We start from the raw sequence: 12,954 nt of genomic DNA on the forward strand, positions 1-12,954 counted from the left end.
GGCACTCCCACCCAACCCTGTCGGGTGAGAGTGCCGTTCGCTCACCGCAGGGCCGCCGCCAGCACCCCCGCCAGCCCGCCCCTCTCCCCCACCACAACGCCGTCGAGCTCCAGCCACTGCGCCATCTCCCGCAGCGCGCCGGCCAGCTCGGCCACCATCCGCGGCTCGTCGACGCCGGGCTCCGCGAACGCGCCGGGCACCCGCAGGACGCCCGCGGCGCGGTCGGCCTTGAGGTCGACGCGCGCCACCAGCTCCCCGTCGAGCAGGAACGGGAAGACGTAGTAGCCGAACTCGCGCCTGGGCTCGGGCACGTAGATCTCGATGCGGTAGCGGAAGCCGAAGATCCGCTCGGTGCGCTCGCGCTCCCAGATCAACGGGTCGAACGGGCAGAGCAGCGCCCGTCCGGTGACCGTGCGCGGGACCTTCGCGCCGGGCAGCCGGTAGGCCGGGCGGTTCCAGCCGCGCACCGCCACCGGCGCCAGCGCCCCCTCGTCGACGAGCTGGGCCACCGCCCGCTGGGACGTGGTGGGGCCGAGGCGGTAGTAGTCGCGCAGCTCGGGCTCGGTGGCCACCCCGAGCGCCGACGCCGAGCGCAGCACCAGCGTGCGCGCCGACTGCTCGGGATCGGCGGGCCCGGCGGCCAGCACCTCCGGCGGCAGGACGCGCTCGGGCAGGTCGTAGAGCCGCTGGAAGTGCCGGCGCGTGCCCGTGGTGAGCGCGCCGGTGCCGAACAGGTACTCGCAGATCCGCTTGACGTCGGAGCGCTCCCACCAGGTGGCCCCCGGCGGGCGGCGGCGCGAGCAGCCGCCCAGCACCGCCTCCAGCTCCCCCGCCCCGACCGGCCCGAGCTCCCGCACGGCGGCCAGCACGTCGTCGACCAGGCCGGGGTTGGCCTCGACCAGTGCCCCGTAGTGCCGCCACCAGCCGCTGCGCTTGGCCCCGGACTGCAGCAGGGGCCAGTCGGCCACCGGCAGCAGGCTCGCCTCGTGCGCCCAGTACTCCACGAGCATCCGCGGCCGCCGCGCCGAGTGCGACCACGCCGCCTCGTCGAGCAGCGTCCGGGCGTACGGGCCGAGCCGACTGAACACCGGCATGTAGTGGGCCCGCACGGCCACGTTGACGGAGTCGAGCTGGAGCAGCCGCACGCGGTCGAGCACCCGCTGCAGGTGCCGGCGCGTGACCGGGCCGGTCGGGACGGGGTCGGTGAAGCCCTGGGCCGCCAGGGCCGCACGGCGGGCGGCCGGGGCGCCGATCGTCTCGATGCTCACGACCGGGATGGTGCCACCGACCCCCGACGCTCAGCCGCCGTTGCGGTCGAGCCACTCGTCGAGCGCCGCCACGGCGTCGAGGTGGTTCGCCTCGACCAGCGGGAAGTGCGAGGCGTCCGCGATCGTCACCGTCGTGACCTCGGGGCTGCCGAGGTAGCGCAGCGACTGCTGCGCGGCGGCCGGCGGCAGGAAGACGGAGTCGGCGTCACCGAACACCACGAGCACCGGCACGTCGATGAGGCCCAGGCCCACGACGTCGGCCGCGACCGCGGCCGGGATCGACGCGAGCTGGCCGCACGGGTCGGGGTTGAGCGCGGGCACCGCGTCGCGGACGTCCGGCGTGGCGCTGGAGAAGTAGAACCGGTCCTGCTGCCCGCGGAAGATCGCCGCGTAGCCGGGGTCGGCGCCCGGGTCCCCGCCCAGCGCGCAGCGCGCCAGCACGTCGGTCAGCGCGGCACCGGTGAACGGCGAGACCGCGAAGTCGCCCCACGACATGTTGACGACGCCGTCGACGTTGCCGAAGGTGTACGCCGCCGTGTGCGCGATCAGCGCGCCGACCGACGACCCGGCGAGGAAGACGTCGTCGAAGGCCGCGGGCTCCGCCCCGTCGAGCTCGTAGTCCCCCGAGCGCAGCGCGTCGACCATCTGGCCCGCGACGTCGGCCTCGGACCCGATGCAGGTGCCGTAGCCGGCGGGGCGGTCGCTGTCGCCGTAGCCCAGGCGGTCGATCGTGACGGAGACGTGCCCCTGCTCGGCGAGCTGGTGCGCGGCGTCGTAGCCGGGGACCTCCTGGAAGCGCCAGTAGTACTCGCCCCACGTGACGGCGTGCAGGTACAGCGTCGCGGCGTCACCGCTCTCCAGCGCCTCGCGCGGGGCGACGAGCGTGCCGCGCACGGTGTGCTCGGCGCCGTCGGAGGCGCAGGGCACGGCGGTGCGGTTGGTGTTGGCGACCTGGAAGGAGATCGGCAGCTCGACGACGTCGGACTTCGACGACGAGGCCGACGCCACGGCCGGGACGGCCGCCAGCACCGTGGCGGCGACGGCGCACACGGCGGCGATCAGGGGGGTTCTGCGCATGGGGGAGCTCTCCTCGTCGAGCCCCTGGGGAGGAGGGCCCATGCGGAGCGTACTAGGCCATTCGGGCTACATGCCGTTGGGCTGAACGCTCGGCCGCGATGACCAGCACCACCGCGCACACCACCACCGCCCCGCCGACGACCTGCAGCGCCGAGAACCGCTCCCCCACCACCAGGACGCCGAGCAGCACGGCGATCACCGGGTTGACGTAGGCGTAGGTCGCCACCGTCGACACCGGCAGGGACGCCAGCGCGTAGGCGTAGGCGCTGAACGCCCCGAGCGACACCACGATCGCCATGTACGCCCACGCCCACCACGCGACGGGCGAGACGGCGGCGGGGTCGAGGCGGTCGCCCTTGCCCAGGCTCACGGCCAGCAGCACCGCCCCGCCGACGAGCATCTGCACCGCGGCCAGCGCGAACGGGTTGGGCGGCACGGGCAGCCGCGTCGTCGCGAACGTGCCCGTCGCCCAGCCCAGACCGGCCAGCAGGATCAGCCACGGCCCCCACCACGCGCTGCCGACGGTGCCGCCCGACCCCGACGAGCCGGTCAGCACGAGCAGCGCGAGGCCCACCACCCCGACGGCGACGCCGCCGACGGTCGCGGCGCGCGGGCGGTCGCCGGTGAGTGCGCGGAGCACGACGATGTGGAGCGGCACGGCCGCGATGAGCAGCGCCGCGAGTCCCGACGAGACCTGCTGCTGCCCGAGCGTCACGATCCCGTTGCCCCACGCGGGGAGCAGGACGCCCGACAGCGCCGTGGTGAGCAACTGCGGGCGCGTCATGCGCAGCGCCGAGGGCCCCGCCACCACGGCGACGACCACGGCCAGCAGCCCCCCGCCGACCGAGAACCGCACGCCCCCCGACAGCAGCGGCGGGACGTCGGTGATGATCAGGCGGTTGGCGAGGTAGGTCGATCCCCACAGGACGTAGACCACCCCGAGGGCGGCCCAGGCGACGCGGCGGCTCTGCACCCCGGTGACGTTGCCATGGCGAACGACCTCCTGTCGTGCCGGGCGGGTCGGGGCGGCCGGGTCGGGGCGGCCGAGTGGGGGCGGCCGGAGCGGGTGGGGTATCCATGCGGCATGGCCATCGCCGCGGTCCGCGCCGCCACGTCCGCCGACGTCGCCGAGATCGTACGCATCCAGGGCGACACCTGGGAGGCCGCGTACTCCGCGTTCGTCCCCGCCGAGGCGCTCGCGCAGCTGCGCGGGCCGGGGGCACGCGCCGCCTGGACCGCCGCCGTCGAGAGCGGGGACGGGCACGTGCTGGTGGCCACCGAGGGCGAGTGGACCGTCGGGTTCTGCGCGGCCGCCGCCGCCCTGCCGCCCGAGGGGGCTACGGCGCCGGAGCAGGCGTGGGGCGAGATCGGCGCGCTGCTGGTCGAGCCGCGGTGGGGCCGCCGGGGCCACGCGGGCCGGCTGCTCGCGACGGCGGCGGAGCACCTGCGCGGCGCCGGCGCCCTGTACGGCCTGGCCTGGGTGCCCGAGCCCGACGAGGCGTCGCGCCGGTTCTACGCCCGCGCCGGCTGGGAGGCCGACGGCGGCGTGCGCGGCCTCGACACCGGCGCCGGCACGCTCCGCGAGATCCGCCTGACGGGCTCGCTGGACCTCAAGCTGGACTAGAGACCGAGGAGGCTCTCGAGCCCGACGGTCAGGCCCGGGTGCTCGCGGACACCGCGCACGGCCAGGACGACGCCGGGCATGAAGCCCGCGCGGTCGATCGAGTCGTGGCGCAGCGTGAGGGTCTCCCCCGCCATCCCCAGGATGACCTCCTGGTGCGCGACGAGGCCCGGCATCCGCACCGAGTGCACGTGCACCCCGTCGACGACGGCGCCGCGCGCCCCGTCCACCTCGCTGGTCGTGGCGTCGGGCACGGGGCCCATCCCGGCACGGGCCGCCGCGATCCGCGAGGCCGTGCTCACCGCCGTGCCCGATGGGGCGTCGACCTTGCGCTCGTGGTGCAGCTCGATGATCTCCACGGACTCGAAGAACCGGGCGGCCTGCTCGGCGAAGCGCATCATCAGCACCGCGCCGACGCCGAAGTTCGGGGCGACGAGGACGTGTCCGGCCCGCGCGGAGAGCCAGCCGCGCACCGTGTCGAGCTTGTCCTGGCCGAAGCCGCTGGTGCCGACGACGGCGGCGATGTCGTGGTCGACGCAGAACGCGACGTTGTCGAGGGCGGCGCCGGGGTGGGTGAAGTCGACGGCGACCTCGGCGCCCGCGTCGGTGAGCAGCGTCAGGGCGTCGCCCTCGTCGACCTGCGCCACCAGCTCCATGCCCTCGGCGGCGGTGACCGCGCGGCACACCTCCGCGCCCATCCGCCCGCGCGCGCCGAGCACGCCCACCCTGATCGTCATGCGGGCCAGCCTAGGGCCGTCAGCCGAGCAGCAGCCCGCCGATCCACACCCCGGTGGCCAGCAGGCCGGTCAGCAGCTCGATGACGATGCTCCAGCCGACGGCCGCGAGCGCGCCGCGCGTGGAGGGCCAGGCCTGCGCGTGCTCGCGGAGCCGGGCGCGCTCGGCCAGGTAGACGCCGAGCACGAACCCGAGGAACAGGCCGACGACCGGGATCACGAAGAACCCGACGACGCCCAGCACCCCGCCCGCGGCGATCGTGCGCCCGGGCACCCCGGAGTCGCGCAGCCGCCGCCCGGGCAACAGGTACTTCGCGACGGTGCCGGCCACCACGATCGCGACCGCGAGGCCCAGCACCGTCCACCCGACGGCGTCGTTGCGGGGCACCGCCCACACCGCCACACCGGCGAGCACCAGGATCAGGCCCGGCAGGACCGGCAGCAGGATCCCGGCGATGCCGACGACGATCAGCACGCCCGCGATCAGGGTCTCGACGCTCACCGGCGCAGCATGGCACGCAGCGGTGCCGGACGGTCAGGGTGCGGGCACCGTCTCCGGGTTGCCCACGACGGCCTGCTCCAGCAGCGGGACCAGCCGGTCCAACACGTACGGCAGGCTCAACGGGCTGGAGAAGTAGATCGCCCCGGCCAGCTCGCCGTCGGTGAAGACCAGGTTGCCCCCGCGCACGGCGGCGAGCTGGCGGTACAGCGGCTGCGCCTCCAGCTCGGTGCGGGCGGTGGTGTCCTCTGTGGCCCAGAGCAGGACGTCGGCGCCGTCGAGGACGCCGAGGTTCTCCAGCGGGATGTAGGCCTGCGCGGTGTCCCCCTCCGGCGCGAACCGGTCGATGTCCGACGGCACCACGAAGCCGAGGTCGGTGAGGAACTCGGTGCTCAGCCCGTCCTGGTAGGCGATCGCGGAGCCGTCGTAGTAGGGCGCCTGCAGGAACACGGCGGGGACGCCGGCGAACTGCGGGTGCGCGGCCGCCTCGGCCGCGAACCGGTCCTTGATGCCGGTGATGAGCTCCTCCGCCTGCTCCGCCTTGCCCAGGGCCTGCCCCACCAGTCGCGTCTGCGCGTCCCACGGGCCGAAGATGGTCGGGCCGTCGGCCGGGTGGGCGACGGTCGGCGCGATCGCCGAGAGCCGGTCGTAGGGCTCCTGGTCGAGGCCGGCGTTCACCGCCACGATCAGGTCGGGCCGCAGGGCGGCGATCTTCTCGTACTCGTAGGAGTCGGCGACCCGAAGGACCTCCGGCTGGGCGTCGCCGAGCTCGTCGCGGGCCCACGACCACGTCGCGTTGGGCTGGTCGCCGTACCACTCGGTGACGGCCACGGGCACGACGTCGAGCGCCAGCAGGATGTCCTGCTCGGTGAACCCGACCGAGACGACCCGCTGCGGCTCGGCGGGCACGACCGTCTCCCCGAACGCGTGCGTGACGGTGACCGGGAAGGCCCCGCCGGCGTCGGCGGGGGCGGCATCGGGGGCGGGGGCGGCGGGCGCGCAGGCCGCGGCGGCGACCAGCACCAGCGCGCAGGAGATTCTCGTCAGGACGGGCACGGCGGTTAGGCTAACCTCACAACAAGCTCGGATCGACCCGCCGAGCGTTCACCCCGGACCGCTGGGCGGTCACCGCAGGGAGGCCGGATGACCTCGGCGCTCGACGTCCACGAGGACACCGACGAGCTCGACATGTGGGTCTGCCGCTTCGACCGCGACGAGTGGAACGACCCGGGCCTGCACCACCACCGCGAGCACCAGATCATCTGGGTCGGCGACGGCCGCACCACCGCGGTCGCCGGCGACCGCACGTGGGTGCTCCCCCCGACCCGTGCGCTGTTCGTGCCCGGCGGCGTCCCGCACGACACGCGCAACCGGCCGCCGTCGGCCCTGCACTGCGTCTACGTGCGCCCCGACGCCTGCCCGCTGGACTGGACCGAGCCGACGGTGCTCGACATGACCCCGCTGCTGCGCGAGCTCACGCTGGCCCTCGCCGGGGCCGGGGTGCACGCGGAGGTCGAGGAGCAGGCGCGCAACCTGTTCTTCGCGCTGGTGCGGCAGGTGCCCGACCCGGGCGTCGCCGTCCCGATGCCCGAGGACCCGCGCGCCCGCGTCGTCGCCGTGCACCTGGTGGCCGCGCCCGCCGACCCGCGCACGCTGGAGGACTGGGCCGGCCAGCTCAGCACGAGCGTCAGTACGCTGCGGCGGGCGTTCGTGGCGGGCACGGGGATGACGTTCACCGACTGGCGCACGCAGGTGCGGCTGCGGGCGTCGCTGCCGATGCTGGCCGACGGGCTGCCGGTGGCGAGCGCCGGGCGCCGGGCCGGGTTCTCGTCGCGGGCGGGGTTCGTCGACGCCTTCCGCCGCCACTTCGGCCGCAACCCGGGCGCGTACGCCCGGGGCGGCCAGTAGCGGCCCGCACCCGGTGGTGGCTCAGCCCAGCGCGCGCAGCACGTCGGGCAGGTCGGACTCCTCGTCGTACGGGCCCACGACGGCGGCCGTCAGCGGCACCGACAGCAGGTCGTGCGCCACCTCCGACACCTGCTCGGGGGTGACCGCGGCGATGCGGTCGAGGCTCTCGGCGATGCTGCGCTGGCGGCCGTGGTCGAGCTCCGCGCGGCCCAGGCGGTTCATCCGCGACGGCGTGTCCTCGAGCCCGAGGACGAGCCCGCCGCGCAGGTTGCCCTGCGCCCGCGCGACCTCGACCGGGCTCAGGCCGTGGGCGGCGACGTCGGCGAGGACGTCGCGGATCACGGTCGTGACCTCGTCGAGCCGCTCGGGCGCGCAGCCGGCGTAGACGCTGAGGATGCCGGCGTCGGTGTAGCTCGACAGCCCCGAGTACACCGAGTACGCGAGCCCGCGCTGCTCCCGGACCTGCTGGAACAGCCGCGAGCTGGGCCCGCCGCCGAGCGCGGTGTTGAGCACGCCCAGCGCGCTGCGCCGCGGGTCGTGCCGCGAGATCCCGGGGACGCCGAGCATGACGTGCGCCTGCTCGGTGTCCTCGCCCCGCAGCACCAGCCGCGGGCCGCGCTCCAGCACGGCGACGCCGGACGCGCGCGGCGGCACCGGCGACGCCGACCCCGCCCGCGCCGCGGCCGCCGCGAACGCCTCCTCGACGAGCGCGACCAGCACGTCGTGGTCGAGGTTGCCCGCGGCCGCGACGACCATGCGCGGCGTCGTGTACTCGCCGCGCCAGAACTCGTGCAGCGTCTCGCGCCGCATCCCCGTGATCGACTCCTCGGAACCGATCACCGGGCGGCCCAGCGGGTGCTCGCCGAACAGCGTCTCGTCGAACAGCTCGCCGAGCAGGTCCTCGGGGTCGTCGTCGCGGATCGCGATCTCCTCGAGCACCACGCTGCGCTCGACCTCGACGTCGGCCGGCGCCATCACGGCGTCGGTGACGACCCCGGCGAGGACGTCCACGGCCAGCGCAAGGTCGCTGTCGAGGACCTGCGCGTAGTAGCAGGTGTGCTCCTTCGCGGTGAACGCGTTGAGCTCCCCGCCGACGGCGTCGACGTCCTCGGCGATCTGCGCGGCCGTCCGCGTCGAGGTGCCCTTGAACAGCAGGTGCTCGAGGTAGTGCGCCGCGCCGGCCTGAGTCTCGGACTCGTCGCGCGAGCCGACGCCGATCCACACGCCGATCGACACCGAGCGGACGCCGGGGACCGTCTCGGAGACGACCCGCAGGCCGCCGCCGAGCTGGGAACGAGAAACGCCGGGAACGGGGACGAACCCCGTTCCCGGCGTGACCAGGTCGGTCAAGACCGCGACTCGCTGGCGCTCGCCGAGGCTCTGACCGGCGGTGCTGCGCTCAACGGTGACCTCGCAGGCTCGGTCACGACGATGCGACCTCGGCGGGCTCGGCCGGCACGGTGACGTCGCCCGCGGGGGCGGCGTCCTCGACGACCGGCAGCAGGCTGATCTTGCCGCGGTTGTCGATGTCGGAGACCTCGACGCGGATCTTGTCGCCGACGTTCACGACGTCCTCGACCTTGTTGATCCGCTTGCCGTTGCCCAGCTTCGAGATGTGGACGAGGCCGTCCTTGCCGGGCACCAGCGAGACGAACGCGCCGAAGGCGGCGGTCTTGACGACCGTGCCCAGGAAGCGCTCGCCGATCTTCGGCAGCTGCGGGTTGGCGATGGCGTTGACCATGCCGATCGCGGCGTCCGCCGACTCGCCGTCGGCGGCGCCGACGTAGACGGTGCCGTCGTCGTCGATCGAGATGTCGGCACCGGTCTGCTCGGTGATCGAGTTGATCATCTTGCCCTTCGGGCCGATCAGCTCGCCGATCTTGTCGACCGGGATCTTGATCGCGATGACGCGCGGCGCGAAGCGGCTCATCTCGTCGGGGCGGTCGATCGCCTCGCCGATGACCTCGAGGATCGTCATGCGGGCGTCCTTGGCCTGGGACAGCGCCCCGGCCAGGACCGCCGACGGGATGCCGTCGAGCTTCGTGTCGAGCTGCAGCGCCGTGACGAACTCCGGCGTGCCCGCGACCTTGAAGTCCATGTCGCCGAAGGCGTCCTCCGCACCGAGGATGTCGGTGAGGGCGACGTAGCGCGTCTCGCCGTCGACGGTGTCGGTGACCAGGCCCATCGCGATGCCCGCGACCGGCGCCTTGAGCGGCACGCCGGCGTTGTACAGCGACATCGTGGAGGCGCAGACCGAGCCCATCGACGTGGAGCCGTTGGAGCCCAGCGCCTCGGAGACCTGACGGATGGCGTACGGGAACTCCTCGCGCGTGGGCAGCACGGGCAGCAGCGCCCGCTCGGCCAGCGCGCCGTGGCCGATCTCGCGGCGCTTCGGCGACCCGACGCGTCCGGTCTCACCGGTCGAGTACGGCGGGAAGTTGTAGTGGTGCAGGTAGCGCTTGTGCGTCTCCGGCCCCAGCGAGTCGATCTGCTGCTCCATGCGCAGCATGTTGAGCGTGGTGACGCCCATGATCTGGGTCTCGCCGCGCTCGAACAGCGCCGAGCCGTGGGCGCGCGGGATGACCTCGACCTCGGCCGAGAGCGGCCGGATGTCGGTGATGCCGCGGCCGTCGATGCGGACCTGGTCGCGCAGGATGCGCTGGCGCACGAGCTTCTTGTTCAGCGAGCGGAACGCCGCGCCGAGCTCCTTCTCGCGGCCCTCGAACTTGCCCTCGAGGGCGGTGAGCACGGAGAGCTTGACCTCGTCGAGCTTGGCCTCGCGCTCCTGCTTGCCGCCGATCGTCAGCGCGGCGGCGAGGTCGGACCCGCCCTGCGCCTCGACCGCGTCGAAGACGTCGGGCTGGTAGGCCGGGAACGTCGGGAACTCGCGCGTGGCCTTGGCGGCCACGTCGGCGAGCTGCTGCTGCGCCACGCACAGGCTGCGGATGAACGGCTTCGCCGCCTCCAGCCCGGCCGCGACGACCTCCTCGGTGGGCGCCTGGGCGCCCTCCGCGACGAGGTTGTTGGTCTCGACGGTGGCCTCGGCCTCGACCATCATGATCGCGACGTCGTCACCGACGGTACGGCCCGCGACGACCATGTCGAACACGGCGCGCTTGAGGTCGTCGTGCTGCGGGAACGCGATCCACTGGCCGTCGATCAGGGCGATGCGCACGCCGCCGATCGGGCCCGAGAACGGCAGGCCGGACAGCTGCGTGGACGCCGACGCGGCGTTGATCGCCAGGGCGTCGTAGGGGTCCTGCGGGTCCAGGCTCATCACGGTGACGACGATCTGGATCTCGTTGCGCAGGCCGTCGACGAACGACGGGCGCAGCGGCCGGTCGATCAGGCGGCAGGTCAGGATCGCGTCGGTGCTGGGGCGACCCTCGCGGCGGAAGAACGAGCCGGGGATCTTGCCGATCGCGTACATGCGCTCCTCGACGTCCACCGTGAGGGGGAAGAAGTCGAAGTGCTCCTTGGGGTGCTTCGACGCCGTGGTCGCCGACAGCAGCATGGTCTCGTCGTCGAGGTAGGCGACGACGGAGCCGGCGGCCTGGCGCGCGAGGCGCCCGGTCTCGAACCGGACGGTGCGGGAGCCGAAGCTCCCGTTGTCGATGACGGCGGTCGTCTCGTGGACAGCGTCGTCGATGGGGTCGGTCAAGGTGCATCTCCTCGTGAGATGTCAGCCCCTGCCCCGGTGATCCTCGTCTGGGCCGGCCTTCGATCGAAGCCGTCGGGCCCGCCTCCCTGGAGGATCGGTTGCCCGGCGGCCACTACCGAGGACCGGCGGATCTGCTGCCGGGCGCTGGGGTGCGGGTGGAGTTGTGCGGATCGGACCGGGCCACGCGAGTGGCCCGGCCCGGGAGGTCAGCGGCGGATGCCGAGGCGCTCGATGAGCGACCGGTAGCGCGCGACGTCGACCTCGCGGAGGTACTTGATGAGCCGGCGACGGCGGCCGACGAGCAGCAGCAGTCCGCGGCGGGAGTGGTGGTCGTGCTTGTGCATCTTCAGGTGCTCGGTGAGGTCGACGATCCGCTTGGTCAGCAGGGCGATCTGGGCCTCGGGGGAACCGGTGTCACCCTCGTGGGTGGCGTACTGGTCGAGCACGGTCTTCTTCTGTGCGGCGTCGAGAGCCACGGTCTGTCCTCTTCCGTTGCTGTGCCGTGAGGCCGGCGCCGGACGGTACGCGGCGACGGGAGACGGTCACGGCCGCCACGGACTGCAGCCGGACCCGTCGACGAGTCTACCAGGGGCGATCCGTCCACCCCGGTCAGCCCGGTCGGCCCGCGGCCTGGCGCAGCACCTCGGCGAGCTCGGGGAAACCCGGCCCGAGCGCGGCCGCCGCGGCGGCGAGCCGCGCGGGTGCGGCGACCCGGCGCAGCGCGTCGGCCGCCGAGCCCCGCGACGGCCCCGGGCCGGGGGCGGGCGGGCGCGGGCGCGGCGCGGGGGCGCCGGCCGCGGCGGGCGACCACCGCAGCTGCGCCCGCGCCACCTCCGCCAGCAACGCCTCGACCGCGTGCGGCGGCAGCGGCGCCGTGACCGCCGCGCACCGGTGGTCGAGCATCTGCAGCCGGGCCAGCACCGCCGGGCTCCCGATCTTGACGCGCCGACCGCTCGCGAGCTGGCTGAGCATCGCCGGGCTCATGCCCAGGGTGCGGGCCAGCCGCGCCTGCGAGATCCCGAGGACCGTGACGAGCCCGCGGACCCGGTCACCCAGCGGGGCGCCGTAGAGCGCGGCCTGGCGGGCGCGGTTCGCGGCGAAGTCGTCGGCACCGGTCATGGGCCGATGCTGGCACCCCCGCACCGCTCCCCGTGGGCGAACGGGAGAACTCGTGGCGCCTATCCGACGAGCTCGCGCGTGCGGGCCACGTCGCGGTGCATCTGCGCGACGAGCGCGTCGACGTCGGCGTAGTGCTCCTGGCCGCGCAGGCGGTGGGTGATGTCGACGGCGACCTCGTGGCCGTAGAAGTCCTCGTCGACGTCGAGCACGTAGGCCTCGAGCGTCCGCTCCCGCCCGGAGAACGTCGGGTTGGTGCCGACCGAGATCGCGGTGGGCAGCAGGCGGTCGCCGATCGCGAACCGGCCGGCGTAGACGCCGTCGGCGGGCAGCGCGGTGTAGGGCGGGGAGGCGATGTTGGCCGTCGGGAAGCCCAGGTCGCGGCCCCGGCGGGCGCCGTGCACGACGACGCCCTCCACGCGGTGCGGGCGGCCCAGCGCGGCGGCGGCCGCCTCGACGTCGCCCGCGTCGATGCAGGCGCGGACGTAGGTGGAGGAGAAGGTGACGCTTTCGTCGCCGGTGAGGTCGAGACCCTCGACGGCGAACCCGAAGCGCTGGCCCAGCTCGCCGAGCAGCGCGACGTCCCCGGCGGCCTTGTGCCCGAAGCGGAAGTTGCGCCCGACCACGACGGTTGCCGTGTGCAGCCGCTCCACCAGCACGTGGTGGGCGAACGCGGCCGGCTCGGTGCGGGCGAGCTCGGGGGTGAACGGGAGGACGCAGAAGGCGTCGATGCCCAGCTCGGCGGCCAGGTCGGCCCGGCGGCGCAGGGTGGTGAGCATCGCCGGGTGGCTTCCGGGGCGCACCAGCTCGGCCGGGTGCGGGTCGAACGTCACGAGCACCGCGGGCAGGCCCCGCTCGCTCCCCCGGGCCACCGCGCGGGCCACCAGCTGCTGGTGGCCGCGGTGCATGCCGTCGAAGACACCGACGGTGACGACGCTGCGTCCCCACCCCGTCGGCACGCCCTCCAGCCCCCGCCAGCGCTCCACGCCCCGGAGCCTACGGTTCCCCTCCCGGCCCTGCCTCCCACCCCCGCCGCCCGAGCCGTCCGCCCGGTGATCGGCGGGATGGTG

General features: G+C 74.4%; 13 protein-coding genes. 2 read left to right on the forward strand and 11 right to left on the reverse strand.

Annotated elements, in window-relative coordinates; translation table 11 throughout:
* Window positions 1–41: 41 nt before the first annotated feature.
* From I4I82_RS05890 to I4I82_RS05900, 3 genes are read right to left on the reverse strand one after another with little or no spacing between them, the layout of a single operon-like run.
* Window positions 42–1,262 carry a winged helix-turn-helix domain-containing protein gene (locus I4I82_RS05890; RefSeq protein ID WP_218596440.1) on the reverse strand — a complete coding sequence of 407 codons (1,221 nt, stop codon included), beginning with the start codon at window positions 1,260–1,262 and terminating at the stop codon, window positions 42–44.
* A 36-nt stretch (window positions 1,263–1,298) separates the two neighbouring features.
* The gene (locus I4I82_RS05895; protein ID WP_218595414.1) at window positions 1,299–2,345 is read right to left on the reverse strand and encodes an alpha/beta hydrolase; all 1,047 of its coding nucleotides are present in this window, start codon (window positions 2,343–2,345) and stop codon (window positions 1,299–1,301) included.
* A gap of 52 nt (window positions 2,346–2,397) precedes the next feature.
* Complete coding sequence (locus tag I4I82_RS05900; protein WP_218595415.1) at window positions 2,398–3,318, reverse strand: EamA family transporter; 921 nt, start codon at window positions 3,316–3,318, stop codon at window positions 2,398–2,400.
* A gap of 111 nt (window positions 3,319–3,429) precedes the next feature.
* On the opposite strand from I4I82_RS05900, the gene I4I82_RS05905 reads away from it, so the two are divergent.
* Window positions 3,430–3,969, forward strand: a complete 540-nt coding sequence (locus I4I82_RS05905; RefSeq protein WP_218595416.1) for a GNAT family N-acetyltransferase — start codon at window positions 3,430–3,432, stop codon at window positions 3,967–3,969.
* Here I4I82_RS05905 and dapB read toward each other — a convergent pair.
* Genes dapB through I4I82_RS05920 form a run of 3 tightly spaced genes read right to left on the reverse strand, consistent with a single transcriptional unit; the run spans window position 3,966 to window position 6,255 of the window.
* Window positions 3,966–4,703 (reverse strand): 4-hydroxy-tetrahydrodipicolinate reductase, encoded by a 738-nt coding sequence (dapB, locus tag I4I82_RS05910; RefSeq protein ID WP_218595417.1) that lies wholly within the window; start codon window positions 4,701–4,703, stop codon window positions 3,966–3,968. The genes I4I82_RS05905 and dapB overlap by 4 nt on opposite strands.
* Window positions 4,704–4,722: 19 nt before the next feature.
* A complete protein-coding gene (locus tag I4I82_RS05915) occupies window positions 4,723–5,202 on the reverse strand; it encodes a DUF456 domain-containing protein (RefSeq protein WP_218594718.1) in 480 nt (159 codons plus the stop codon).
* Window positions 5,203–5,235: 33 nt separating this feature from the next.
* The gene (locus tag I4I82_RS05920; protein ID WP_218595418.1) at window positions 5,236–6,255 is read right to left on the reverse strand and encodes an iron-siderophore ABC transporter substrate-binding protein; all 1,020 of its coding nucleotides are present in this window, start codon (window positions 6,253–6,255) and stop codon (window positions 5,236–5,238) included.
* Between the two features lie 87 nt (window positions 6,256–6,342).
* Here I4I82_RS05920 and I4I82_RS05925 point away from each other — a divergent pair, with 87 nt between their 5' ends.
* Entirely contained in the window at window positions 6,343–7,107 is a 765-nt protein-coding gene (locus I4I82_RS05925) for an AraC family transcriptional regulator (RefSeq protein WP_218594099.1), read from the forward strand.
* Window positions 7,108–7,128: 21 nt separating this feature from the next.
* Here I4I82_RS05925 and I4I82_RS05930 read toward each other — a convergent pair whose 3' ends face one another.
* The 5 genes from I4I82_RS05930 to I4I82_RS05950 all read right to left on the reverse strand — a co-directional run bounded on the left by I4I82_RS05930 (window position 7,129) and on the right by I4I82_RS05950 (window position 12,870).
* Window positions 7,129–8,457, reverse strand: a complete 1,329-nt coding sequence (locus I4I82_RS05930; RefSeq protein ID WP_218594098.1) for a M16 family metallopeptidase — start codon at window positions 8,455–8,457, stop codon at window positions 7,129–7,131.
* A gap of 73 nt (window positions 8,458–8,530) precedes the next feature.
* Entirely contained in the window at window positions 8,531–10,768 is a 2,238-nt protein-coding gene (locus I4I82_RS05935; protein WP_218594097.1) for a polyribonucleotide nucleotidyltransferase, read from the reverse strand.
* Between the two features lie 206 nt (window positions 10,769–10,974).
* Window positions 10,975–11,244, reverse strand: coding sequence for a 30S ribosomal protein S15 (rpsO, locus tag I4I82_RS05940; RefSeq protein ID WP_172159733.1), 270 nt, complete (start codon window positions 11,242–11,244; stop codon window positions 10,975–10,977).
* Window positions 11,245–11,377: 133 nt separating this feature from the next.
* On the reverse strand, window positions 11,378–11,887 hold the full coding sequence (locus tag I4I82_RS05945; protein ID WP_218595419.1) for a helix-turn-helix domain-containing protein: 510 nt from the start codon (window positions 11,885–11,887) through the stop codon (window positions 11,378–11,380).
* Window positions 11,888–11,946: 59 nt separating this feature from the next.
* A complete protein-coding gene (locus I4I82_RS05950; protein WP_218595420.1) occupies window positions 11,947–12,870 on the reverse strand; it encodes a bifunctional riboflavin kinase/FAD synthetase in 924 nt (307 codons plus the stop codon).
* Window positions 12,871–12,954: the final 84 nt, after the last annotated feature.

The organism is Pseudonocardia oceani, from assembly GCF_019263585.2.
Taxonomy (GTDB): Bacteria; Actinomycetota; Actinomycetes; order Mycobacteriales; family Pseudonocardiaceae; genus Pseudonocardia; species Pseudonocardia oceani.